Origin of the sequence: Bacillus paranthracis, assembly GCF_024296885.1 — a bacterium.
GTDB classification, from domain to species: Bacteria; Bacillota; Bacilli; order Bacillales; family Bacillaceae_G; genus Bacillus_A; species Bacillus_A paranthracis.
In genome coordinates, this window is record NZ_CP101135.1 from 2,634,203 (window position 1) to 2,658,721 (window position 24,519).

General features: G+C 32.8%; 33 protein-coding genes and 2 pseudogenes. 15 read left to right on the forward strand and 20 right to left on the reverse strand.

What is annotated here, in order from left to right; translation table 11 throughout:
- Nucleotides 1–5: 5 nt before the first annotated feature.
- Entirely contained in the window at nucleotides 6–629 is a 624-nt protein-coding gene (locus tag NLJ82_RS13565) for a YhbD family protein (protein ID WP_000102250.1), read from the reverse strand.
- Between the two features lie 158 nt (nucleotides 630–787).
- Nucleotides 788–2,524: an ABC transporter substrate-binding protein gene (locus NLJ82_RS13570; protein WP_000470164.1), complete on the reverse strand. Its 1,737-nt coding sequence runs from the start codon at nucleotides 2,522–2,524 to the stop codon at nucleotides 788–790.
- Nucleotides 2,525–2,625: 101 nt separating this feature from the next.
- On the opposite strand from NLJ82_RS13570, the gene NLJ82_RS13575 reads away from it, so the two are divergent.
- Nucleotides 2,626–3,864, forward strand: a complete 1,239-nt coding sequence (locus tag NLJ82_RS13575; protein WP_001016152.1) for an MDR family MFS transporter — start codon at nucleotides 2,626–2,628, stop codon at nucleotides 3,862–3,864.
- Nucleotides 3,865–3,945: 81 nt separating this feature from the next.
- On the opposite strand, the gene NLJ82_RS13580 is transcribed toward NLJ82_RS13575, so the two are convergent.
- The 9 genes from NLJ82_RS13580 to NLJ82_RS13620 form a co-directional block, all read right to left on the reverse strand.
- The gene (locus NLJ82_RS13580; RefSeq protein WP_001267133.1) at nucleotides 3,946–4,614 is read right to left on the reverse strand and encodes a YjgB family protein; all 669 of its coding nucleotides are present in this window, start codon (nucleotides 4,612–4,614) and stop codon (nucleotides 3,946–3,948) included.
- A gap of 28 nt (nucleotides 4,615–4,642) precedes the next feature.
- On the reverse strand, nucleotides 4,643–5,488 hold the full coding sequence (locus NLJ82_RS13585) for a DUF5700 domain-containing putative Zn-dependent protease (RefSeq protein WP_000609538.1): 846 nt from the start codon (nucleotides 5,486–5,488) through the stop codon (nucleotides 4,643–4,645).
- Nucleotides 5,489–5,596: 108 nt separating this feature from the next.
- Nucleotides 5,597–6,094 carry a hypothetical protein gene (locus tag NLJ82_RS13590; RefSeq protein ID WP_000494145.1) on the reverse strand — a complete coding sequence of 166 codons (498 nt, stop codon included), beginning with the start codon at nucleotides 6,092–6,094 and terminating at the stop codon, nucleotides 5,597–5,599.
- A gap of 123 nt (nucleotides 6,095–6,217) precedes the next feature.
- A complete protein-coding gene (locus NLJ82_RS13595; RefSeq protein ID WP_000847587.1) occupies nucleotides 6,218–6,613 on the reverse strand; it encodes a hypothetical protein in 396 nt (131 codons plus the stop codon).
- Nucleotides 6,614–6,690: 77 nt separating this feature from the next.
- A complete protein-coding gene (locus NLJ82_RS13600) occupies nucleotides 6,691–6,933 on the reverse strand; it encodes a GlsB/YeaQ/YmgE family stress response membrane protein (protein ID WP_000638307.1) in 243 nt (80 codons plus the stop codon).
- A gap of 179 nt (nucleotides 6,934–7,112) precedes the next feature.
- Entirely contained in the window at nucleotides 7,113–8,078 is a 966-nt protein-coding gene (locus NLJ82_RS13605; protein ID WP_000029504.1) for a nucleoside hydrolase, read from the reverse strand.
- A 77-nt stretch (nucleotides 8,079–8,155) separates the two neighbouring features.
- Nucleotides 8,156–8,344 (reverse strand): YvzF family protein, encoded by a 189-nt coding sequence (locus NLJ82_RS13610; RefSeq protein WP_000621882.1) that lies wholly within the window; start codon nucleotides 8,342–8,344, stop codon nucleotides 8,156–8,158.
- 70 nt (nucleotides 8,345–8,414) lie between these two features.
- Entirely contained in the window at nucleotides 8,415–9,200 is a 786-nt protein-coding gene (locus NLJ82_RS13615; RefSeq protein WP_000031332.1) for a class I SAM-dependent methyltransferase, read from the reverse strand.
- 196 nt (nucleotides 9,201–9,396) lie between these two features.
- Nucleotides 9,397–9,765, reverse strand: coding sequence for a hypothetical protein (locus tag NLJ82_RS13620; RefSeq protein ID WP_000067099.1), 369 nt, complete (start codon nucleotides 9,763–9,765; stop codon nucleotides 9,397–9,399).
- Between the two features lie 478 nt (nucleotides 9,766–10,243).
- Between NLJ82_RS13620 and NLJ82_RS13625 the strand changes: the two genes are divergently transcribed.
- The 7 genes from NLJ82_RS13625 (at nucleotide 10,244) to coaW (ending at nucleotide 15,638) form a co-directional block, all read left to right on the forward strand.
- The gene (locus NLJ82_RS13625) at nucleotides 10,244–10,396 is read left to right on the forward strand and encodes a YqbF domain-containing protein (protein ID WP_073541767.1); all 153 of its coding nucleotides are present in this window, start codon (nucleotides 10,244–10,246) and stop codon (nucleotides 10,394–10,396) included.
- Nucleotides 10,397–10,684: 288 nt separating this feature from the next.
- Nucleotides 10,685–11,887 (forward strand): MFS transporter, encoded by a 1,203-nt coding sequence (locus NLJ82_RS13630; RefSeq protein ID WP_000269242.1) that lies wholly within the window; start codon nucleotides 10,685–10,687, stop codon nucleotides 11,885–11,887.
- Between the two features lie 161 nt (nucleotides 11,888–12,048).
- Complete coding sequence (locus NLJ82_RS13635; protein WP_001279504.1) at nucleotides 12,049–12,348, forward strand: hypothetical protein; 300 nt, start codon at nucleotides 12,049–12,051, stop codon at nucleotides 12,346–12,348.
- 169 nt (nucleotides 12,349–12,517) lie between these two features.
- Nucleotides 12,518–12,880, forward strand: coding sequence for a hypothetical protein (locus tag NLJ82_RS13640; RefSeq protein WP_000756891.1), 363 nt, complete (start codon nucleotides 12,518–12,520; stop codon nucleotides 12,878–12,880).
- A gap of 180 nt (nucleotides 12,881–13,060) precedes the next feature.
- Complete coding sequence (locus tag NLJ82_RS13645) at nucleotides 13,061–14,260, forward strand: LL-diaminopimelate aminotransferase (protein ID WP_000222664.1); 1,200 nt, start codon at nucleotides 13,061–13,063, stop codon at nucleotides 14,258–14,260.
- 56 nt (nucleotides 14,261–14,316) lie between these two features.
- Complete coding sequence (locus NLJ82_RS13650; protein ID WP_000547653.1) at nucleotides 14,317–14,715, forward strand: 3-hydroxyacyl-ACP dehydratase FabZ family protein; 399 nt, start codon at nucleotides 14,317–14,319, stop codon at nucleotides 14,713–14,715.
- A gap of 92 nt (nucleotides 14,716–14,807) precedes the next feature.
- Nucleotides 14,808–15,638, forward strand: coding sequence for a type II pantothenate kinase (gene coaW / locus NLJ82_RS13655; protein WP_000446259.1), 831 nt, complete (start codon nucleotides 14,808–14,810; stop codon nucleotides 15,636–15,638).
- 6 nt (nucleotides 15,639–15,644) lie between these two features.
- Here the strand turns inward: coaW and NLJ82_RS13660 are convergent, their stop codons facing one another.
- From NLJ82_RS13660 to NLJ82_RS13680, 5 genes and pseudogenes are all read right to left on the reverse strand, one after another.
- Nucleotides 15,645–16,154 carry a 2'-5' RNA ligase family protein gene (locus NLJ82_RS13660; RefSeq protein WP_000556930.1) on the reverse strand — a complete coding sequence of 170 codons (510 nt, stop codon included), beginning with the start codon at nucleotides 16,152–16,154 and terminating at the stop codon, nucleotides 15,645–15,647.
- Between the two features lie 117 nt (nucleotides 16,155–16,271).
- Nucleotides 16,272–16,751: a CcdC family protein gene (locus tag NLJ82_RS13665; protein WP_000502986.1), complete on the reverse strand. Its 480-nt coding sequence runs from the start codon at nucleotides 16,749–16,751 to the stop codon at nucleotides 16,272–16,274.
- Between the two features lie 36 nt (nucleotides 16,752–16,787).
- Entirely contained in the window at nucleotides 16,788–17,459 is a 672-nt protein-coding gene (locus tag NLJ82_RS13670; RefSeq protein WP_000972990.1) for a DUF4052 family protein, read from the reverse strand.
- A pseudogene (locus tag NLJ82_RS13675) lies at nucleotides 17,456–17,605 on the reverse strand (ABC transporter ATP-binding protein); the annotation flags it as partial. The gene NLJ82_RS13670 and the pseudogene NLJ82_RS13675, both read right to left, overlap by 4 nt.
- 99 nt (nucleotides 17,606–17,704) lie before the next feature.
- Nucleotides 17,705–18,298, reverse strand: a complete 594-nt coding sequence (locus NLJ82_RS13680; protein ID WP_000876553.1) for a DUF4825 domain-containing protein — start codon at nucleotides 18,296–18,298, stop codon at nucleotides 17,705–17,707.
- A 440-nt stretch (nucleotides 18,299–18,738) separates the two neighbouring features.
- Here NLJ82_RS13680 and NLJ82_RS13685 point away from each other — a divergent pair, with 440 nt between their 5' ends.
- The 6 genes and pseudogenes from NLJ82_RS13685 (at nucleotide 18,739) to NLJ82_RS13710 (ending at nucleotide 19,722) form a co-directional block, all read left to right on the forward strand.
- On the forward strand, nucleotides 18,739–18,879 hold the full coding sequence (locus NLJ82_RS13685) for a YrzI family small protein (RefSeq protein ID WP_000156199.1): 141 nt from the start codon (nucleotides 18,739–18,741) through the stop codon (nucleotides 18,877–18,879).
- A 27-nt stretch (nucleotides 18,880–18,906) separates the two neighbouring features.
- Entirely contained in the window at nucleotides 18,907–19,050 is a 144-nt protein-coding gene (locus NLJ82_RS13690) for a YrzI family small protein (protein ID WP_000142724.1), read from the forward strand.
- Nucleotides 19,051–19,078: 28 nt separating this feature from the next.
- Nucleotides 19,079–19,221: pseudogene (locus NLJ82_RS13695) on the forward strand (YrzI family small protein).
- Between the two features lie 25 nt (nucleotides 19,222–19,246).
- Entirely contained in the window at nucleotides 19,247–19,390 is a 144-nt protein-coding gene (locus tag NLJ82_RS13700) for a YrzI family small protein (protein WP_000668966.1), read from the forward strand.
- Between the two features lie 25 nt (nucleotides 19,391–19,415).
- Nucleotides 19,416–19,556 carry a YrzI family small protein gene (locus NLJ82_RS13705; RefSeq protein WP_000669812.1) on the forward strand — a complete coding sequence of 47 codons (141 nt, stop codon included), beginning with the start codon at nucleotides 19,416–19,418 and terminating at the stop codon, nucleotides 19,554–19,556.
- A gap of 25 nt (nucleotides 19,557–19,581) precedes the next feature.
- The gene (locus tag NLJ82_RS13710; RefSeq protein WP_000668487.1) at nucleotides 19,582–19,722 is read left to right on the forward strand and encodes a YrzI family small protein; all 141 of its coding nucleotides are present in this window, start codon (nucleotides 19,582–19,584) and stop codon (nucleotides 19,720–19,722) included.
- A 241-nt stretch (nucleotides 19,723–19,963) separates the two neighbouring features.
- Here NLJ82_RS13710 and NLJ82_RS13715 read toward each other — a convergent pair whose 3' ends face one another.
- Complete coding sequence (locus NLJ82_RS13715) at nucleotides 19,964–21,049, reverse strand: AI-2E family transporter (RefSeq protein WP_000837884.1); 1,086 nt, start codon at nucleotides 21,047–21,049, stop codon at nucleotides 19,964–19,966.
- A gap of 149 nt (nucleotides 21,050–21,198) precedes the next feature.
- On the opposite strand from NLJ82_RS13715, the gene NLJ82_RS13720 reads away from it, so the two are divergent.
- A complete protein-coding gene (locus NLJ82_RS13720) occupies nucleotides 21,199–22,020 on the forward strand; it encodes an HNH endonuclease (RefSeq protein WP_000189703.1) in 822 nt (273 codons plus the stop codon).
- Between the two features lie 228 nt (nucleotides 22,021–22,248).
- Here NLJ82_RS13720 and NLJ82_RS13725 read toward each other — a convergent pair whose 3' ends face one another.
- The 3 genes from NLJ82_RS13725 to NLJ82_RS13735 all read right to left on the reverse strand — a co-directional run bounded on the left by NLJ82_RS13725 (nucleotide 22,249) and on the right by NLJ82_RS13735 (nucleotide 24,518).
- Nucleotides 22,249–22,341 (reverse strand): putative holin-like toxin, encoded by a 93-nt coding sequence (locus NLJ82_RS13725; protein ID WP_001289320.1) that lies wholly within the window; start codon nucleotides 22,339–22,341, stop codon nucleotides 22,249–22,251.
- A gap of 139 nt (nucleotides 22,342–22,480) precedes the next feature.
- A complete protein-coding gene (gene ssuD / locus NLJ82_RS13730) occupies nucleotides 22,481–23,593 on the reverse strand; it encodes an FMNH2-dependent alkanesulfonate monooxygenase (RefSeq protein WP_088296474.1) in 1,113 nt (370 codons plus the stop codon).
- A gap of 76 nt (nucleotides 23,594–23,669) precedes the next feature.
- On the reverse strand, nucleotides 23,670–24,518 hold the full coding sequence (locus NLJ82_RS13735) for an ABC transporter permease (RefSeq protein ID WP_000432115.1): 849 nt from the start codon (nucleotides 24,516–24,518) through the stop codon (nucleotides 23,670–23,672).
- Between the last annotated feature and the right edge of the window lies 1 nt (nucleotide 24,519).

The following is a 24,519-nucleotide window of genomic DNA, read 5'->3' on the forward strand; positions in this document are numbered from 1 at the left end:
CTCCACTACAACAATTTAGTTTTTAATGCTTCGGTATATTTCATAATCGCTTCGCGTAAAACGATTTTGGTGCCTTTTTCAAAAATTAAGTCGTCCACGTTTGAAACTAAGAAACATGTAGAAATCCCTAACTTTCGGACAATGATTAAGTCACACGTTTTATGTTTCATTGCTTCATAATTTTCACTTAAAACTTGCAAGACCATTTTTCCTTCTTCTAAACTAATCTCTCCCGATTGTAGTAATTCTTCTAACATGTACACATAAAGAATATCTACAAATTGAAACTCTGCTGTTTTATTCGTTTGTTCTATGAAAAATTGTAAAACTGGTTCTGATGCAATCCCCTTACGTAAAATGTCTTCCTTCGTTAAAAGAATTTCTCTCACACTCGGTGAGAACATATTCGCTAGTTCATCAAGTGATAGATCCTCTTTCATCGTTTGGATTTTATCAATTCGCTCTAAAATCTTTTCTTTCGGAAAAAATGTCTCCTGACCCGTGAATGTAGACTTTCGTACAAACCAATCTTCCGGTATTAAATTTTTTCTTTTCCACCTATATAACTGTCCGTATGAAATACCAGTAAGTTCTAATAAATCTTTTTTTGAAATTAAATCTGTACTCAACTGTATAACACTCCCTCCTGATAACAATGTAACATAACACTGTTACGTTGTAAATGGACTTTTATCACAAGTAGCGTAACAATGTGTAAAACAATCCTATTTTACATACAAAAAGGCTCTTACACATCTTATAAAAAATGCATAAGAGCCTTTATCTATCAAGGTTTAAACCATATTCTATAAAAATCAATCCACCCTTGTGAATTAATCATTATATTTTGTACTTTTTCATGAGAAGTTACTTGTTGTTTGTTGCGATATAAAGGAATAACATGAATTTGACGTAACAATGTGTCCTCAATATCGCGTAACAGTGTAACTCTATTCTCTACTTGTTCTTGTTTGAAATAAGGAGATAACATTGCATGAAAGTCCATGCTGCTTTGCCCATGAATAAAACTATTTTTTGTAAGAAACATGTATAGTAGACTATCTTCTATTCGTTCGCTAATCGTTGCACTATCGTGCATCATATCAGCTTTTTGTATCGTATTTATTTCCAATAACTCTTCTATTTCAAGAAAATTATTTTCTACACGAATCCCGTACTTCGCACACTCTTTTTGTATCCATTGCGCATCTTCAACGTGATCTCGTCCTTTAAATGTGTATAGTTGTAGCACTTCACTATGATACGTACTCCTTTTAATTAAACTTTGAATATCTTCGTCAATATCTACTATACTTTCATTTGCTAATATTAGTTTCTTTGCCACTTCTCCACGTTCTCCGCCGAGTTCTTGAACGATTTTATCACCATGAATAATTTTGTATAGCGCTTTTCGAAACAGCTCATCTTGCATTGGCCCTTTTTTTACAAGATTACACGTTACATATGTCACATTCGATTCAAGCCGTGAAAGTTCTTTATTAAGATTTTCTTTATCTTTATACTGTGCCTTTATTAATACGTCATATGTATTTACATTTTTCTCTACATTCAATAGTTCAATTCGGTCAAGAAAAGGTCTTTCACGATAATATAAATCATGTACTTCTAATGCAAATAAATGTGTATTCTTCTCTCGTAATATAAAAGGCCCTGTACCTATGAAGTTTCCTGCTTCATCTTCAATTACGATAGAACACTGTTCTGCGCTTAGCATATGTAAAAACATCCTATTTACCGTATGTAATTGAATTTCAACAACAAATTCATCCACTGCACGGAAACTTTCAACATGTTGTAACATCCATGCGTGTGGGTTGTTTTCAGCTTTCATAAATCGATTCAATGAATGTATAACATGATGTACAGTAAGTCGTTTTCCATTATGAAGACGAACGCCTTTTCGTAAATAAAAAGTCCATACCTTTTCAGCATCATTATATTCCCATTGAAAAGCAAGTCTTGGTTCTATAGAATTTGTTTCCTCATTTACATATACGAGTGTATCAAAAATATGTTTAACCATATGACATTCCGATCGCATCGTAGCGTAAACCGGATCTAATGCAATATCTAAATTCATTTGAACCTGCAAACGAAGGACATCTCTTCTCCCTTCGGATGTCCTTTCTATTTGATGACCAAATATGGAATCTATCCAAACTTCATACTCTTTCTTTACTGACGGAAATTGCGAGCTGTAGCGCTCCACAAATGAGATTCCACTTTTCACATCTCCTTTTTTCGTTAATTCTTTTCCTCTTTCTAAAATTAGTGGAATTGGTTGCTTTTGAAATATTAATTTAGAACGATTCCCTCTCCCGCGCCCTGGAAACCAAGCAATCCAATTTAATTCATCTAACTTTTTGATAATTAATTTACTATTCCGTTCTGTACAAAATAATGTTTCTGCAATCATTTGTACTGTTACTTCAAATTGTTCGCCTTCTTGTCTCTCTTTACCATAGGCACACCATAATTCAATATATTGATCTAAAATAAACATCATAATCCCCCTAAAAGGTGAAAAATAACCCCTTTTGTTTCTACCCTTTTTCCATTTCTCCTTTCATCTTATCATTTCAATATAGAAAGGAGGAAACAATATTGAATCATCTCTTATTACGTTACAATAAACCAATCATTATTAGACTGGGCGGTGAATTATTAACTCGAACAACAGAATCCATGTTAGCACTCATTATGATTATTTATGTTAATAAAATGTTAAACGGTAATATAATGATTACTATGCTTATTTTCGGGCTACAACCACTTTCAGACATCGTATTTACACTAATTGCTGGTGGAATTACTGATAAATATGGACGAAAGAAAATTATGTTACTAGGATTGTTACTACAGGGCGTTGCAATCGGTAGTTTCATTTTCGCTCAATCCGTTTTTATCTTTGCATTATTATACGTTATAAATGGTATTGGCCGTTCCTTATATATTCCCGCCCAACGAGCACAAATTGCTGATTTAACAAAACAAGGGCAGCAAGCGGAAATTTTTGCCCTCCTGCAAACGATGGGAGCAATTGGTACCGTAATTGGCCCTTTAATTGGTGCAGTCTTTTATAACACTCATCCTGAATATTTATTTATGATGCAAAGTATTACACTTATGGTTTATGCAGTAGTTGTTTGGACTCAGCTCCCAGAAACCGCTCCGGCAATTACAATGCCCGAGCAAAAACTTGAAGTATCATCTCCAAAACAGTTTGTACGCAATCATTCCGCCGTAATTGGACTTATGGTTTCTACACTGCCTATTAGCTTTTTTTATGCACAAACTGAGACAAATTATCGTATTTTCGCAGAAGATGTATTTCCGAATTTCATTTTCATACTCGCTTTTATTTCAACATGCCGGGCTATTATGGAAATCATTCTACAAATTTTCCTCGTAAAGTGGTCTGAAAGATTTTCCATGGCCAAAATCATCATTATTTCTTATGCCTGTTATATAGTAGCTGCAATTGGCTACGGCCTTTCAGCAACAATCGTGTCACTATTTTTCACATTACTCTTTTTAGTCATTGGCGAAAGTATTGCTTTAAACCATTTACTTCGATTTGTTTCAGAAATCGCTCCTTCAGATAAACGTGGATTGTATTTTTCAATTTACGGCTTACACTGGGATGTATCTCGAACGTGCGGTCCTGTTATCGGTGCGGTTTTATTAAGTAAACTAAACGGTAGTATGCTATTTTATAGTTGTGCTTGTTTCTTAATGATTGGCGGCATTATCCAAGCTCTTTTTGTTCAAAATTTAGAGCGTAAGAAAAGAAGAAAAGATATTCAAAAAGATGTTTTAGAGCATCCCCATCATATTTTATAAAAGGAAGTTTCTTATTTACACCAAAAAAAGGATGTCACATAGTCATCGATTTCGACTTTTGTGACATCCTTTTTTATTATCCTACCCTGCCATTTTATTAATACTATCCTCAGGTGAAAATACCGAAATATGATTTACCTTACCAGTCGATTTTGGAATAATGAATTTTAACTCAAACTGATTGTTTACTTTATATACATATATTTTATCTTCACCATTTCCTTTAACTGAGTTTGGTTTTCCTAATGCCTTTTCAATTTCTTGTAATGTAATTGATTTTAGTTCTGCATGATAGGAGCGTACATCAAAAACTTGTGATCCTTTATTAAAACCGAAGGAAACATTTTTATTTGTAAAGGTAGCGTACATTCCGTTTCCTGCTTGTTCTGTTTTATCTGCTTTCCCCCACGCTTTTTCTATTTCTTCAATATCTCCTGTATGCGCTGCGAACGGAACATTAGGTACTTTTCCTTCTTTCGCTAGTTCAAATAATTCTTTAACGTGGTTAATTGATTTTTGATTGATTACTGTATCTTTCGTGCTTGGATCTATCTTTGGTTTTGTTGACCCTTCCTTATTTGATTTTTCATCAGGCTCTTTCTTTTCTTCAGAAGTATTATTCTGTTCATTTTTACTATTTTCCGTTGTTGGATCTGTTTCCTTTTTTTCGTCCGTTCCTTTACATGCTACTAATGCAAAAATACATGTAAAAGCGAGAAATAACATACCTATCTTTACATACACTCTCATACATTTCAGCCCCCTATCATAATCTGATTCATTTCGATAACCAATCCATTACACCTCTTTTCAAATTGTGTTTGTTCCAAAAAGTAAATACTTCACTCTCGCCCAATGCTTGTGCAACATATTCTACAAAAGCTGTTCCTAAAAAATAACCGAGTCGGTTGTATCCAAAATATTGTCCGCCAGATAACCGAAACCACTCTTTCTCTTTTTCAAACGTCCATCCTTCTATATAATCTTTCAAAAAACGTTTCTTTATTTGTTCTTCATTTTCTATACAATATTGTAACCAACGTTCACCATCATCGTCATATGAGTAATACACGGATTCATTTAAACCTTTCACAATTTGCTTTGATACGTATGTTGCAACACCTTCACGATACAAATTAACTGCCGCATCGGTCCACTCAGCTTTCTCCCAATCCATTCCATTATTTTGTAACATAACATTATGATATATATGTCCTATTTCGTGAGCGACAATAACACGAAGATGATTCAAATCTGGAGATAATTTTTCTACCGCAAAAAATATATCTCCAATGATCTCCCTCTCTACGAATGCATTAGATCCAAATCCTCCAACAAATAAATGAAATTTCATTTTTACATCAAAGTTAAATTTATTATGATATGCATTTGTTACCTCTTGGATAATGATTGGTAATGTTTTAGTAATGATATGAATGTCTTCTATTTTTGCGGGATATTGTTTTATGGCATTAGAAAGACGTTCATTCGTATTAGGACAATGATACTTAAAGTATTCTTCAAATATCTCTGGATGCGAAGTGAAGTATTGATTGAGGACTGCTAATTCTACGTCGGTGCTTTCCCATAATTTTAAAAAACTTGGAATTGTATTATTAATCATTTTCCCCCATCTCCTTATATATCCCTTCTCGCCATTTACACTACAATCCTGCCTTAAATATAGAAAAAGCAACAAAGAAAGAAGAGCTATCTTTGTTGCTTTTTCTGTTTAGTCAAACCATCTATCACCATCAGAAATCCATTTACCATTATGTAAATCATAACATTCATTATCATCATGAAAACTAACGTAAGAAGGTAATGTAACATTCATACCACCAGCTTTATTCCAGCAAGTCGCAAACCATTCTACTATAACTTTCGTTTCAAGTTCAGATAACTTCGCATCATTTTTTTCGTAAAAATCCCAAAATTCATCAGATTCTTCACTACTGAACGTAAAATATGTAATATCATCCATTACATCATAGCTACCAGAAAAAATTCCTTCTTCAGTTCCTTCATAAAAGACTTCATTCGCTTCTCCATCCATTGAAAACATAACGATTGACAGTTCAAATGACTGAACAAAAACAGTAAAATCTAATAAATCTATTTCTTTATAATAATTAAGGTGTGTTGTTGCTTTTAATCTTTCAATTAAATCAGATGATTTTGCTTCTAGTCCTTTTATTAAAGAATTTCTATAATTCTCAATAGTAAACAAATACTTCACTTCCCACTCATATAATATAGTCATCAAGATATATAAATTATAGCAAGAACTTTGTGTAGTATGCTTAAAAAATTGAAAAAAGCTGTCCAAAAAGGACAGCTTTACATATGTATTTTACACTTCGATTGACTTACCATCTTCAACAATATGATAAAGTAAGTGAGCTAAATGATGAATTGGACCATACTCTTCCTCTTCTTCATCAGTTTCACCTTGGAATTCAAGGTCATTTAAGTATAGTGCTAAAAATTGATAGTATAGTTTTAAATCAAATCCGTAGCACGCAGTTGGCTCTTCATGATCTCCTTCATATTGTAACATTAAGTATTGATCATTTCCTTCTGCATCTTCTGCATCAAAGAATACGAAGAATCCAACATTTGTATCTAAATCAAATAGATGACGAGTGCCTTTTTCTGTCGCTTTATTGAAGTCCTCTTCACTTAATTTATGTACTGTTGTCGCTTTAGCATTATCTTCTTGATGAAAATTTACTGTAAATGTTTTCAATGCTGACACCTCCTGATTGTATAATACTAGCATAACATATAAAAAGGACTGCTTACAAATGTAAACAGTCCTTACATTCATTTTCGCATTGCTCGCAATAAGAAACTTACGATGAAAATTAAAATAATCGCACCAATTAAAGCTGGAATAATTGCATATCCGCCGATTACTGGGCCGAAACTACCAAGTAATTTCCCACCAATCCAAGAACCAATAATACCAGCAATAATATTACCAATTACACCGCCTGGTACATCCCTACCAGTAATTAAGCTAGCAAGCCACCCTAATATACCACCAACGATTAAAGACCAAATCATATGATAACCTCCTTTATATTTCACCAATCAAAATATAATTAGAAACAATTGCTTACCATTAGTTATGTTACATTTTTCATAAGTTATTCATGGAGCATAACTGTATTTTTTTGTAAAAATAATACATGTTAATTAACTTTTTAGACTAACGATTTATGCAGCTTGAGATATTACACTTATCATGGACAATCGGGCTTCAATATTGTCCGCATAAACTCTTCTTTAAATGCAGGATAATTAAAACCAACCGCAATTCTTTGTATCGGCCGATCATCAAACCTCGTCGGCTCAGCTATTTTTCTAAAGTCTGCCACACTTTGTCCTCTTGTTACGTCATTTGTCGTACTAATCCAAACTGCAGATTTTTTATATTCAAAAATATCATCATTTATAAATGAAATGAACGGAAGCAAATCGTGAATCGGACTTCCAGCAATACCCGGGTATTCTTTTTTATAAAAGTTCTCATAATAAAAATCAATCATTGGTTTAATAAGCTTTGCCTGTCCTGTTCCTTCTTTATTAATAATATCCACCATTTCAGGCGTAATTAGGGCCTGTTGCGTTACATTTAATGGATAAATAGTCGCATTCTTTGCGTACTTCATTACAATATTTGCAGCAATTGGATCTCCATAAAAATTTGCCTCCGATACAGGAGTAACGTTACCAGGAAATAAAAACGCACCGCCCATAATATAATACGAACATATTTTATCCATTACATTTGGATATAATAAAAATAATGTTGCCAATGTTGTTAATCGTCCTGTCGCTACGATAATAATATCTTCTGGACAAGGCTCAATTAATTTAATTAATTCACAAAAATTTTCCCGTTTACAAATCCTCATTTCAGGTGGAATAATGGGACCTAGGCCGTGCTCTCCATGAATTTCAGGAAAAAACAAAGGTTCTTCAGCTGTCATCGGTCTTGCTGCACCCTCAATGATTTTTACTTCTGTAGCATAGTATCTTTCTAAAAAATACACATTTTCTGTTACGATTTCTCGCGATACATTCCCATATTCAGCAACAATACCTAAAATATCTAATTTACATGTTTTATTTGCATAAATTAACGCCACAGCATCATCAATACCAAAGTCTCCAAAAAAGATGATTTTCTTATTAACTATACTCACCCCTCTTCAGCATTATCTACTATTATTAGTATGTAAAAAAGACAAGGCTGTGAAACGGTGTAAACTAAAAAAGCCGCCTATTTATTGGCGACTTCAATCTTTTTATAAGATAAATATGCTAGCACATTTTTACTTGAATCATACTTTGGATTATTTCCTTTTCTTGGTTCTCTCGTATGTGTTTTTTCAAATCCAGGAATATCCGGCATTTTCTCCATAAATTCAAGCATTTCTTCTTCAGTTCCTTCAATACGTACGCGAATCATTATTACATTTCCTCAATTCTCATTTTCTCTGTTACTAAGTATAACGTACTTTGGAAAGACTGCAAGAAATTTATCTTTTTAATGTTAAACTTTTTTTACATACAAACAATGCCATTTCAGTATAAAACGATATAATTTTATTATTTTCATATTGAATGTTAAAGAATTCTTGCATTTCAACTGATGTTTTCATCATACATTCTGTTAACTTCACCCGCTTCTGCAAAGGTACATTCATCATATCGCACCACCAGTCAAAATCAAATTCCTTGTCAAAAGTAAGACATGACTGCATTTGCAAACCATTTTTCTCTAATAAGGTAATCCATTCTGTTTTTTTCAAAGCCCGTTCATGACTCGGATCCCGCTTTTTTTCTATAAAATTATAAAATGTATCGTATTCATTATTTTCCGGTGAAACATTATCTATTAAAATAAACAATCCATTATCTTCTAACGTACGATTTACTTCATAAATAAACTGAGCTGGATTTGTAAAGTGATGTGCTGCAATTCGGCACGTAATTGTATCAAAAGAACTATCAGAAAACGGTAAACTCTCAGCGTTTCCAGCAACAAAAGACACATTTTCATGGCCGTTACTTATAATAAATTTTTTTGCATTCTCTAACATTTTTTCTGTTAAGTCTAAAGCAACTACTTCGTTAAACAATGGCGCTAATACATTTGCAACATGTCCTCCGCCAGTAGCAATATCAAGAAGACGATTATTATGACGAGACTCAACTTGTTGAACTACATATTGTAAATCCGGTCCTTTAGCATGAATTTTACTTTTTACATACTTCTCCGCATTATTACCAAACTGTTGTTTCACAAGCTCTTCTTTACTCATTTTATCATCTTCTTTCTATTGTTATTTACATATAAAATTCATATAATAATTAAAGTTCTCTTTATGTATTTTCAAATCCTCTTTTCAGCTCACTTCTTATCATGCTGTCCTATCATCAACATAAAATCGATTTTCCGTTTACATATAAAACAAAAAAGGCTACGGGAACTTGTCCCCTAACCTGACCAAATATCAATTACATTTTTACTTTTTCATATACATCTATATAATATAAATCCTCTTTCAACTTCATAATAACGTCTACTTCGTTATAAGTAGCCTCACGAGCATGTAAACCAAATTGATCCATACCAATCCATATCCATCCAGGTGTATGATAGAGAACATCTATGTTAAAATACTCTAATTTAGTAAGCTCCGATTTAATAAATTTATCTTTATTAGCAATTTGTTTATCTATTAAACCATATTCTTTTCCATTTTCCAATAGCGATATAATTTTTCCTACAATCGGGTGTTCACGAACAATAAAGTGATATTCCTTTTCCTCCACATTCGCCACAATTAAACGAGAATCAGATAAATCAGCCTCTAAATTCGACATCTTTATTTATTCACCTCCTTTATGAGTTTCATAAACATAATAACAAATGAATATTCAAATAATATTAATATAATGTAAAAAATAAAAAAGCTGACTTCCCTTTAGAAATCAACCTTTATAGTTTAATCATCTGTATACTTTTACAAACTATTATAATGTTTCTTTTTCCTCATCCTTTCCAGAAACTAAATTCCCAATAGCATCTGCTGTTACTTCCACCACAAATTCACAAATTCCTGCTACAACTTCTCCAATCACTTCATCCATCATTTTTACCCCCTTATTTTATGTAACTTATTTGTAGTATAGAAGAGATTGGTTATTTTTAACTATCGGAAAACGTGACAACAACATTACAGTTTTGTAAGCTTTTTAATTTGTTTCGCTTCTATACTTTGAAACTTCAAGTATGATTCACAAGCATATAGGTCATCATAATATTAAGTGAATACTAATTTTGCTAGAGGAGGCGTGTAAAATTTACTACGTAAAATTAATTAAAGGTCAATCCTTCTATGCTTTTAATCATCGTTTCTTAATGTCTGAAGAAGAAGAGGTTTCCGAGAAAGTTTATAATTACTTACGTCGTAATGAATTTTTCGAAGTACGCAAAGAAGAATATTCGGCCTAAGTACAAAAGCACCAAGAAAAATATCATTTACTTGTGATAATTTCTTGATGCTTTTATTTTATTTCTCCTTACCTTCAATGAATTTTTAATCATAAGTTTTGTACATTTGGACTTACTTGTTTCATCTATTAACACATCAAATTTTTGACAAATCAAAAAGATTGAATTCCATTCATGAAACACGTAATATAGACTCTGACTCTAAAAAATTTCGTTAAAAATAATACATAAAATAAGGAGGTTTTATATACGAGTTTTTCATTTTAAAAGACGGCGAGGTTTTATATTATGTGGCGTAATAAAAATGTTTGGATTGTTTTAATTGGGGAGTTTATTGCTGGTTTAGGGTTATGGCTTGGAATTCTTGGCAACCTTGAATTTATGCAAAAATATGTCCCTTCTGATTTCATGAAATCAGTTATATTATTTATCGGACTGTTAGCAGGTGTTCTCGTAGGACCTATGGCTGGTCGCATTATTGATCAGTATGAAAAGAAAAAAGTTCTTCTTTACGCCGGATTTGGTCGTGTTATAAGTGTTATTTTTATGTTTTTCGCTATCCAATTTGAAAGTATCGCCTTTATGATTGCATTTATGGTTGCTCTTCAAATTTCGGCAGCATTTTATTTCCCTGCCTTACAATCAGTAATCCCACTTATCGTACGTGAGCATGAGTTATTACAAATGAACGGTGTACATATGAATGTAGGTACAATCGCTCGTATTGCAGGTACTTCGCTAGGTGGAATTCTTTTAGTTGTAATGAGTTTACAGTATATGTATGCTTTCTCAATGGCAGCGTACGCTTTATTATTCCTCTCAACTTTCTTCCTACAATTCGAGGATAAGAAATCAACAACACCAAGTAAACAAGCTGCAAAAGATAATAGCTTTATGGAAGTATTTCGTATTTTAAAAGGGATTCCGATTGCTTTTACAGCACTTATATTAAGTATTATCCCTCTATTATTTATAGCTGGATTTAATTTAATGGTAATTAATATTAGCGAAATGCAACATGATCCAACGATTAAAGGCTTTATATATACGATTGAAGGTATCGCATTTATGTTAGGTGCCTTCGTTATTAAACGTTTATCTGACCATTTCAAACCTGAAAAGTTACTATATTTCTTCGCAATTTGTACCGCTTTTGCACATCTATCATTGTTCTTTAGCGATATAAAATGGATGTCTCTTACATCATTTGGTTTGTTTGGTTTTAGTGTCGGTTGCTTTTTCCCTATTATGTCGACAATTTTCCAAACGAAAGTGGAAAAAAGCTATCACGGCCGTCTCTTCTCATTCCGTAATATGTTTGAGAGAGTGATGTTCCAAATTGTCTTACTTGGCACAGGCTTCTTCTTAGATACGATTGGATTGCAATATATGGTTCTTATTTTCGGTGTTATTTCATTATTCATTACCTTCATATCGCTATCTAAACAGAAACAGTATGAAAAACAACCTTCGCAATCTGCGAATTTATAACATAATTAAAGAAGCATGGATTTAGTAGTATTAAACTAATCCATGCTTCTTTGTTGTATATAATCTTATTTATTACGTTTATTGAAATTATTAAAAGGAGTAAACACTCTTACCTTCGAATACATTATATAAACTATTATCTAAAACAAGGCGGTGTAGGAATGTCTGATGGTATGCAATTATTTATTATCTTTATTTTTGTAATAGTTATGTTTAGCATCCTAAACTTTTTAGCCATTTCCCTTTCTCAGCATAACTTTAAAAGAAGAATTGTCGCAGGTTTTATATTTTCACTACTGACTCCCCTTGTCTTTTTGACTACTACAGCATTCGCTTCTATATTTGATAAAGCTGGATTTGGCGCAGGTACATTAGCCTTTATTGTTGCAATTGTATATATTTCAAATGGAATTGTGATCCTACTTTCTTCTTTATTTTTCCTCAAAAGAGACATAACATAAGCTACAGTACTCAGCATGAATCTGACTATACACTTGATTCATGCTTTTTCAATTCCCCTAAATTTTTATATGAAATTAAATAATTCTTTATAAAAATTTAAACTTTATTTATTACAATATTCCTATCGCATTCGCACGTTTATCGAAAATGAAAAGAAAGGAGTACAAAATGAAAAAGGTTCTATTACTTATTCCACTATTCATTATACTACTCAGTGGATGTAGCAATAATGACATATACGGTACTTGGGAAGTCGTTGACAACAAAAACGGTCTTTGTCCTGTATCTTATAAATTTGAAACAGTTGTAAAAGAAGAAAAGAAAGAAAAAATCATTCAATATTTAGTAGAGATGCAAACAACGAAGAAAAAAGACGATTTATACAAAGGCTCATTTGTTAAGGATTCTAATGTATATCACATTGATTATGGTAACTCATTTACATCAGATCAAACTTTAAAAGTTGTCGATGGCAAATTAAACGTATACTTTTATGCAGTGGAAAAATTATGTACATATAAAAAGAAATAATTACACTTCATATCAAACGCAGAAAATGTTTTCTGCGTTATTTTGTATTCCATCTCTTTATCCTCCCTCTAAATTTGTCAATCATTTTAATTTTCACAAAAAAGTGATAAAATGTAACCATGTGTTTTCAGAATAATTAAAAACGCAGAAAGAAAACACTGTTTTTTAGGAGGGGTTTTGATGACTTACACGTTAGCAACTAGAATGAAAGCATTCCAATCTTCTATATTTAGTGAATTAGGGGCCTATAAAAAAGAAAAAATTGCAGCAGGTCACAAAATGATTGATTTAAGTATCGGGAATCCTGATATGCCACCTGCTGATTTCGTAAGAGAAGAAATGGTACATACAGCAAATCAAAAAGAAAACTATGGATACACATTAAGTGGTATTCAAGAATTTCACGAAGCTGTAACTGAATATTACAACAACACTCATAATGTTATATTAAATGCCGATAAAGAAGTTTTATTATTAATGGGGTCACAGGACGGACTCGTTCATTTACCTATGGTTTATGCGAATCCGGGAGATATTATATTAGTTCCTGATCCAGGATATACAGCTTATGAAACAGGAATTCAAATGGCTGGAGCAACATCTTACTACATGCCTTTAAAGAAAGATAATGATTTCTTACCTAACTTAGAGCTAATTCCTGAAGAAATTGCGGATCAAGCGAAGATGATGATTTTAAACTTCCCAGGGAATCCCGTCCCAGCAATGGCTCATGCAGATTTCTTTAAAGAGGTAATTGCATTCGCGAAAAAGCATAACATTATTGTTGTCCATGATTTTGCTTATGCTGAATTTTATTTTGATGGTAATAAACCAATTAGCTTCCTCTCTGTACCTGGTGCTAAAGAAGTTGGCGTAGAAATCAACTCTTTGTCAAAAAGTTATAGTTTAGCAGGTAGCCGTATTGGTTATATGATTGGTAATGAAGAAATTGTCGGGGCACTTACACAATTTAAATCTAATACAGATTACGGAGTATTTTTACCTATTCAAAAAGCAGCATCCGCTGCACTAAGAAATGGCGCTGCTTTTTGTGAGAAAAACCGGGCTATTTATCAAGAACGTAGAGATACTTTAGTTGATGGGTTCCGAACATTTGGCTGGAATGTCGATAAACCAGCTGGTAGTATGTTCGTCTGGGCCGAAATTCCGAAAGGCTGGACTTCTATAGACTTCGCTTATGCATTAATGGATCGTGCGAATGTCGTTGTTACGCCAGGTCATGCATTTGGACCTCACGGAGAAGGCTTTGTACGTATTGCACTCGTTCAAGATAAAGAAGTGTTACAACAAGTTGTTGAAAACATTAGAAATAGCGGTATTTTTTCTCTTGAAAAAGTAGATGAATTAGTTAAAAATTAATTCCCACTCCCCTGCTTAACTTTAGCAGGGGTATTATTCATTGGAGGTACTTTCATATGCATATTAAAGACACGCTTCCCCATCGTTATCCATTTTTAATGATTGATAAAGTAACAAATGTAAAACAAGGTGAATCCGTTACAGGATATAAACTCATTACAAATAACGAATGGTTTATAAATGATAGTCAAAAACATATGCCTCATATGTTAATTGTAGAAGCACTTGCTCAGCTTAGCGCATTTGTACATATAAGTGACTCTGACCGACTAGGCTTCCTTTCCTCTTTAGATGGGGTTGAATTCCATGAAAAAGCATACCCCGGTGATAAACTTAATTTACATTATGAGTTAACTCGCAATCGCCGAGGTTTTGTTCTTGGTAAAGGTACTGCAACTGTTAATAATCAGCCGATTGTAACGATAGAAAAGCTATTAATATACCAAGCAGAATAGAGACGTTTTCATTCACTAGGGTATCTATCTCCTACAAATTCGTCTCATCAACATGAACAGAGTAAACAAATTACTTAGTTAGGGGCAGAAAAATGGAAAGTACGATCGGTATCGATGCTGGAGGAACATTAACAAAAATTGCTTATTTGAACGAAAAAATGCAATTAGCTTTTGAAAAAGTTTATTCAAATGAACAAAATAAAATAATAGATTGGCTTAAGAACCAAACTGGTATAAAACAAATATGTATTACTGGTGGTAAAGCGAAACAATTACAACAACTACTTTCAGCCTCATATAAAATAGTGGAACTAAATGAATTTGAAGCTACTCTTGTAGGTGTCCGTTACATATTAAAAAAAGAAAAATATAATATAAACAACTTTGTTTTAACAAATATCGGCACAGGTACTTCCATTCATTACGTTTATAATGACCAATATATTCGAGCTGGCGGAACTGGTGTTGGCGGTGGTACTATTATGGGGCTTTCAAAATTATTAACAAATATAGACCATTTTGAAGATGTGATTCCTTTAACAAAAGTAGGTTCTAGAAAAGAATTAGATATTACGGTTGGAGATATTTATGGTGGGATTCTCTCACCTATTGATAATAGTTTAACTGCAAGCAATTTTGGTAAAGCCGCTACTATAGAATCAAATTATAATAGCTCAGATATACTTGCTACTGTACAAGGACTTGTCGGTGAAGTCGTTACTGCATTAAGCCTTCAATTCGCCGAAACAAAAAACATTGACCATATTATTTATATTGGTTCGACTCTATGTAATAACATACATCTTCAAAATATTATTAGTAGTTACACAAAATACCAAAATAAAACACCCATCTTTTTACGAGATGGTGGTAATAGCGGTGCGATTGGTGCTTTACTTTATGCTACGAATAAAAAAAGCTGACTTTTGTCAGCTTTTTTGCAACGGTACTTCAAATTCAATAATTGATTCCCCGTTCTCTCCAATTCGCTCTACACTAATTCTATCAATTACACATTGTAACTTTTGAGGGAAACTATGAATATCCTTGGCTACTTCAGCAGCTAACTCCGCACTTTCTTTTCTCCCGACTGTTACATGCGGTATGTACGGAATATCTTCTTTCAAAAATTGTCTCAAAGGTTCTGTATACAGCATATCATGTAGTTTGGCTATTTGTTCTTTCCCCCTCTCAACTTCTAAAAACAAATAGTTTCCTACACTAGTAATACGATTTGCAAATTCAATTTCAATTTTCCCTATCCCTCTTGATAAATTCAAAATATGAGATTTTAATTCGCCATTTGAAATATTACTCTTAAATGGAAATACAATTGTTATATGCGGTGGAATTAATTCAAATAAAGGATCATGTTTTTGTCTAATGTTCTCTATTTTATCGATGGACATATTATTAAGAAAAACTAAAATTGTATGCATTTTTATCCCCTCTACTTTCCCTTATTTTAATATGTATCATATTCTATAACAATCTTGCACTTCAACAAATTATTTTACTTACCTATAAAAATAAAAAACTTCTCAAATGAGAAGTTTTCATATAGTATGATTACTATTTTCCCGCCAAACTTTCCTAAACTTTATATAACAAGCAATTCTCCACGGAATGATATACGATACCGCAACTACGTAAAATAATAAACCAACCGTTTGTTGATCTAAATCCACAATAAATTGTCTTGATCCATACCTTAAAACGACAAGTGCAATAAAAGTAATTAAAAAGACAGCACTTTTTTTCGTATAAATATTCCCATCATCTCTTCGTTCATAATTTGTTAATACTATAAGCGGCATAGAGAAAAGTACCCCAATGAATACCGCTATAACTACTTGTAATATAGCTGGATGTACTGGACCAAAAAACCATACAACACCTGGTGTTAAAAATAATAACGGCCATAAAATACGTTTTCCTGATCCCTTTATTGGCTTATGCATGGAGCGATAACGACGCCAGAATATTAATAGTGCAATGCCTAAAAAGACTGTAATGAGTGAAGATGTGTCTCCCATTTGCTACCCTTCTCTCTATAGTAATCTAATAATATTTCAAATCGTTTTTTCGAATGATACTTTACGAATAAATATACTACTAGTTATGATATAAAGGACAGTTAATCCCATTGAAATAACAGTAAAATACGGTATATTTACTAAAGATCCATCACTCGTAAATAATAAACTGGTTACCCCTGCTTCTCCATAAAGTACACTATTTGTTGATAAGAAAAGGGTCCCACCAATCATAAGACCGATCCACTGAAATCGTTGTTTAAAAACTACTACCACTTGAAAGAAACATGCTGTTGTAACATAAAATAAAAATTGCAAAATAAATTGTTGCACCGATTGCTCCCCAAAACTAACATTTACTAAATTATATTTTATATCTTGTAAAAGCATTATTTGAAGAAACGAAAACATTGCGGATTGCAAGATGATATAACAAATTGCTCCGATGAAATATTGAATTCTCGTTACACCAAATGAAACAGCTAAACGAAATAGCTCATCTTGAATGATGAAAACACTCCCTACTATAAACAACATAATTGTTATTGACGGATTATTTATAATTTTGGGTAAATAACCAATGTTCACTCCATTTAAATGCGCAGCATTTAAAGCCCCTTTTATTAATAAGGCTACAATCCAAAATATTAAAATGGCTTTATAATGAAAATTAATATGTAACTTTAACTGTTTTATTAATATCATCATTCCACTTCACCACCAGTTATGTGAATAAATAATTTTTGTAATGTAATTCTATCAATTGCTAAACCTTCTTTTTCAAGAGAGTAATAATCTTCATTAGAAAGTTCTTCCCATATAACAGCAATCCCTTTGTTTCCATAAATCTTCTTCACTAACGAAGCTAATTGCCTGTATTAACTTAGGTAAATAATGATCTTGCATTCGATGATAAGTAATTTTATATACTAACTCCACCTATTTTCCTCCCATCATTTCAACTGCTGTACTGGATACTTTACAAATAAAGCATTCCTAAACTCTTTATCATTCATAAGCATTGTAATTTCTTCGTTATTTTCGTTAAGAAACTTTACTACTTTCTTTTTATCCCATATATCATTTTCTTTTGGGAAATTATCAAACTTTTCATACAGGATTGATAGTATTTCTTCTCTTTTTATCGTGAAATTTTTATTTTCTACTTGAAACTCGTAGCTTTTCGCATTTGGTACTAAAATCGCTAAATAAATAACGTTAAAGAGAAAATTCTTCTCCATCGTATCCTTACCATTAAACCAATACGTCTCAACCATGTCTTCTGTCAAAGTTCCATTTCCTTTTGCACCATAGTACACCTTTATACTTTCATTCTCTAAACTAATACTTTGAAATGTATCACCACCGGATAAATGATTAACAATTGCAACTACATCTGAGTTATTCCCAACGTATGTCCCCGCATATTTCTTAAAATCACCAGGTTCAACATCGGATATTTCTTTTATTCTTTCTCCTCTAGAACAAGCAGTAATACATAAAAAAATTGTTAGCATAACAACTACATTACGATGCATATATTTCATTTAGCATCCCCCATTTTTATCGATATTTCGTTAATTACAATACATCTTCTCAAAACCCTTTAAAATATACGCATTTTAATCAAAATTAAAAATTTTCATTTTTTATGTTTACAATTATCCATTAATTGTATATACTTACTAACGTAAGAAAAATATTCTAAAAGGAGGTCGAAGGAAATGATGAAATTACAATTACATGCTTTAACTTTAGCGTTAACTGCACCTATGTTTTCTGGACAATTAAATATGAATTCGACCACCCTAATGGAGAATTGAAAATCGTACATTATTTCGATTAATTCATAAATTCGCCACAGGAGGTCGTATACTTTCCTGTGGCTTTTTCACGCCCTGCCATAGGAGAACTATATCTTCCTGTGGCTTTTTTGTGCGATTTTTTAGTCTCTTACATTATTTTTTAAAGAAAGGAGCAACATTCGATGACTATTAGCGTATTGTTTTTAAGTATTACGATTCAAAGAAATACAATTTCCAAACATGAAATGTTTCATAATGAGCAAATTGAAAAAGCTATGAATGATGTTAAGGAGCGCCAAGCACTTTATTGTGATCACATGTAATTCCTTTTCGAAAGGAGGAATTCATTTATGACTTTTCATATTTTCTTTTTTACGACTGTACTTCAGAAAAATACTTTATCTGAAGGTGAAATCATTCGTAAACAACAAATAAAACAACTGACTGATAAAATGACTGACATTAAAAGTTCATATTATATGCATATGTATTAAAAATATATTTTTAAGGAGAACTACCTTCATGAAATTTAAAGCATTCTTTTAACAATCACCATTCAAAAACGTAAACTTTCTCACAACGAAATTTTACGTGAGCAACACATTCAATCCATTATGGACGAAGTAAAAGAGCGTCAAGCTTCTTATTACAGCCGTCTTTTCTAATAAACTTATAAAGGGGTTTTATCTAATGAAATTTAAAGCATTCTTTTTAACTATCACTATTCAAAAACGTAAACTTTCACAGAAAGAGATTTTACGTGAGCAACACATTCAAACTATTATGGACGAAGTAAAAGAGCGTCAAGCTTCTTATTACAGCCGTCTTTTCTAAATCAATTATAAAGGGGTTTTATCTAATGAAATTTAAAGTATTCTTTTTAACGATTACCATTCAAAAAACTAAGTTCTCGGACAGTGAGATATTGCATGACCATCAAATTAATAAAGCTATGGAAGATGTAAAAGAACGTCAAAGTCACTACTGTAGCCATCTATAATTCCTTTCGAAAGGAGGAATGTATCATGAAGTTTCATCTTTTCTTCTTAACAATTACAATCCAGAAAGAAATCTTTTCTGAAGATGAATTAAAACAAGAGCAACAATACAAAAAGATTATGGACGAAATTCGAGATCGTAGAAGCAAATACTACAATCACCTATAATCCTTTAAAAATATAAAACTTGAAAGGAGTCGATTATGATGTTGATAGCACGTTGTAAGGAAATGATTTGGATAGTTCAGAGGGATTCCACATAGTTTTATTGGAGCTATATCATACAACTTTAACGTTATATTTGATATGTAATAAATATACAATAAAATTGCATTTGTACACTTTTTAACTTTGGTTAATAAACAAAAGATACACCACTTAAAAAGCGGTGTATCTTTCTAAACATATACTATTTTCGATTACTTCTCTTCGTCTTAAACAATCTCACTAAGTTCGATACAACTGTTTTCGTTACTGCATACACTGGCACCGCCAAGATCATTCCGATAATTCCCGCAAAGTTACCTACTCCTAAAATTAAAATAATAATTGTTAACGGATGGATATTTAATTTTGAACTCATAATACGCGGTGAAATGATGTTACTTTCAAACTGTTGTACAATTGTTACGATAATAATTACGTACAACGCTTGCATCGGAGATACGAACAGACCTACGATAACAGCTGGTGCTGCACCGATAAACGGACCTAAGTTAGGAATGATATTTGTAAATGCTGCTATAATTCCTAAAACAAAAGCGTACGGTAAATCGATAATTAAATAACCGATAAAAGTAAAAGCACCTACAAATATACAAACGAGAGCTTGACCTTGAATATATGCAGATAATGTTTCGTTCGTTTCCTTAATGATACGAAGTCCTTCTTCACGGTAAGATTCAGGTAATAGACTAACTGCTTTCCCTGGAAACGCATGTCCATCTTTAAACATATAAAATAAAATGAACGGTACTGTAAAGATAACTAATGCGACATTCGTTATAATACCAAATAAAGCCGTTGCACTCGACGTAATGGTGTTTGGTATATCCTTTAAGTATTCAATTGCATTTTTTTCAATTGTTTCAATGGAAACATAATTTTGTGTAGATAACCATTCAAACAATCTATGATGGGATAAATCTTGTATGTATAGTTTTCCCTCTTTTATATAGCCTGGCATATTTTTCACTAAATCCATTAGCTGTTGTGAGATCGTTGGAACAACTACCCCAACGCCAACCGCAGTTAATGTTATGATAAAAAGATATAACAGTAAAATCGCTAAATTTCTAGGTACTTTTTTATCCTCCAAAAAGACTAACACCGGATTAAATATGAAGTATAAAAATAACGCGATTAAGATTGGGAAAAACAGCGTTGATATGAAGATACCAATCGGTTGAAATAGAAACGATATTTTTGTGCAAATAAATATGATCGCTACAACCATTAGCACTTCTAATGTCCAAAAGTGCACTTTCGATTTCAAAAAAACGTCCTCCTTTAAACTAGCACTTCTCTTCATTGTACCAAAATAAGTAACAATTTCACATAATATTTTCCTTTACAATATTCCAAAATACCAATAAATACACTACAATGAGATTACATACAAATTTGCAGGTAAAGGTGATAAAAATGACACAATGCATCATTTGCAGAAAAGATACGAAAGAACTTAGTGAACAATATGTCATCCCAGAAATATTATGTGGATATTATTTCACAAACTCCATTTGTGATACTTGTCATGAACAAATGACAACAAATATTGATCGCCCCTTAATTCGGCATAAATTAAGTCAATTTAAGATTGAGCAAATGAAAAAACAGATTGACTCCCCTCTCTATACAAATGAGCATGGTGAGGAACTTGCGGCCGCTGAGACAGATGTTGTTGAAGTAAGTGACGAAATACTTTATTCCAATGCTTTAATTATGAAACTATGTAAAAAGCACGATATTTCACTACATAACGAAATCTGGAAAGAAGAACGTGTAACGAAAGTAGCTAGCTCTATTCAACGTGAATTACTTTTAGATAACCGTAAGTATAAAATGAGTGTATTAAAAATGGCTTATACTTTCGCTGTACAAGCAGTCGATGGCTATTTTGAAGATCCAGATGCGATGGATATTTCTAGCATCCTATCGAATGCCGACTTCATGGAATTAAAAGAAAAGAGCATTGTTCGTGATTTAAGCAAAAGTTCTTTATGGAATACATTAAATACAAATAGCGAAAACCACTACTTTATTTTATTGAGTGATAAAGATGGACTGTTCTGTTTCATTCGTCTATTTGATATTTTTGATGTTGTCGTTCATTTATCAGAAAAAAGATATGAACTTCCTTCACCAATTGTCGGCGTTAATGATGTAAATAAGCAAGAATTTTACGTTCAAACTTTAAAACAGTATATGGACGGGCTCTTTAAAGAAAAGTCACCTTCTATTTAATTAGAAACAGAACATACGGTCTCCTTTCTTGATGAAAAGACACTGTGTTATAATAAGTATGAAAAGAACAATACAATCACATAAACCAATTATAAATTGTATATAAATAAAAAAGACTAGTGTGCGGCTACACACTAGTCCACGTAACTTAGCAGATTGGATTGTTCATTTATCCTATTTGTTTCTTACAAACAAAACAACCCACATTCTATTGGCATAGGTGGGTTGTTATTTTTTGAGCTTGTCTATTAAAACGACGACGAATGTTAACAATGCAACGAGAAATAGTCCACCTTGCAGTAACAACGCTATTTCACTCACTTATTATCACCCCCCTCCTTAATTGGAGAAGTGATAATTGAACAACCAACCGTACCTTAAGTTACTATTTAATTTTACCATATTTTCTGATAGTTTACGATGAAAACCCGCAAGTGATTTACTTGCGGGTTTTTTCTCACTATTTTTTTAATGCATATGCATCAGCTATCATTTCACCAACAATTTTATTTTCTTGTTTCTTATCTTCTTTCAATAAAGGAAATAACAGTTCTGCCACTTCATATGCCTCTTCTAAATGAGGATATCCCGATAATACAAACGTATCAATTCCTAACGCTTCATATTCTTTTATTCTATCTGCTACTGTATGTGGATCTCCAACAAGCGCAATACCCGCACCACCTCTTACAAGCCCAATGCCAGCCCATAAGTTAGGACTTATCTCTAGCGACTCTCTTGTTCCTTTATTTAAATGTGTCATTCGTTTTTGCCCCACTGAATCATATCTTGCAAATGTCTTTTGAGCAAGCTCAATTGTCTCATTATCTACATATTGAATTAAACGTTCTGCCTCTTCCCACGCTTCTTCTTCTGTTTCTCTTACAATTACGTGTAACCTGATGCCAAATCGCACTGAACGTCCCTTCTCTTCTGCCAGCTTTCTTACTTCCTCTATTTTCTCCTTCACTTGCTCTGGTGGCTCGCCCCACGTTAAATATACATCACTATGTTCTGCTGCAACTTCCTTTCCAGCAGCGGATGATCCTCCAAAATATATAGGAGGGTATGGCGTTTGCACTGGCGGGAACACAACTTTACTTTCCGTAACTTTAATATGTTTTCCTTCTAAAGAAAATGTTTCACCTTGCAATGTCGATTTCCAAACTTTTAAAAACTCATCAGCTGCTTCATATCTTTCATCATGCTCAAGATACAATCCATCTCCTTGTAATTCAACTGGATCTCCTCCAGCGACTACATTAATAAGTAACCTCCCGTCTGAAATTCTATCAAATGTAGATGCCATCCTTGCTGCAACTGTCGGTGACATTAGTCCCGGTCTAACTGCTACTAAAAATTTTAGCTTTTCTGTCTCAGCTGCAAGTGCCGATGCTAATACCCATGGATCTTCACAACCTTGGCCAGTTGGAAGTAACACACCTGTATATCCTAAATAATCAGCTGCCTGTGCAACTTGTTTATAATAACCATACTCAGCTGCTCTTCCTCGTTTTGTCGTTCCTAAATATCGTCCATCTCCATACGCCGGAATAAACCATAATAATTCCATACCTTTACACACCCCTTATTTATTTTGAAACGTACACTAAACTACTCTATATAAATTACCCCTAATAATTTATATGTTAATTTCCTATCTCGCCTTTAAAATTATCTCGCCATCTTAAAAACTTCACTTCTAGTAAACGTGCGAGTGAATCCGAAAACTTCCCAACGAATGCAAAGATAATAATACCGACAAATACAATATCTGTATTTGAAAATTGCCTTGCATCCATAATCATATAGCCAATGCCTTCTGTAGATCCCATAAGTTCTGCTACTACTAAACTCACCCATGCTACTCCTAATGATAATCTTGCCCCAAGTAATAGGTTCGGCAATGCTGCCGGTAAAATTAGTTGTGTAATTAATTTTCTTTTACTAAACTCTAACACTCTCGCAACATCAAATAACTTTGAATCTACACCTCGTATTCCTAGAAACGCGTTTACGTATAAAGGAAAAAATGCACCATCTGCAATTAATAACACTTTTGATGTTTCCCCAAAACCGAACCATAATACGAAAAGCGGTGCAACAGCTAAGTGAGGCACAGTTCTTAACATTTGTACTGACGGATCTAAATATTGCTCACTTCTCGTTGAAAATCCAACAATTGTTCCTAAAATAATTCCTAAACTCCCGCCAATAAAGAAACCAGCCGCAGCCCTGAATACACTAATACTTACATGACCGAATAACTCTCCTGTTTTTATAAGTTCTTGAAAAGCTAAAAATATATCTAGCGGCGTTGGTAAAACTGTTTTAGAAACTAGACCGAATACGCCGGCCAATTGCCAAATTATTAATATAATAATCGGTATAGTAATTGCCCTTATCAAAAATTTGATATTCGTCTTCTGTACTTTCTTTACATTGTTTTTCTCAATCGTTATACTCGCCCTTTTAATAACCGCTTTCGTATTCTCCAAT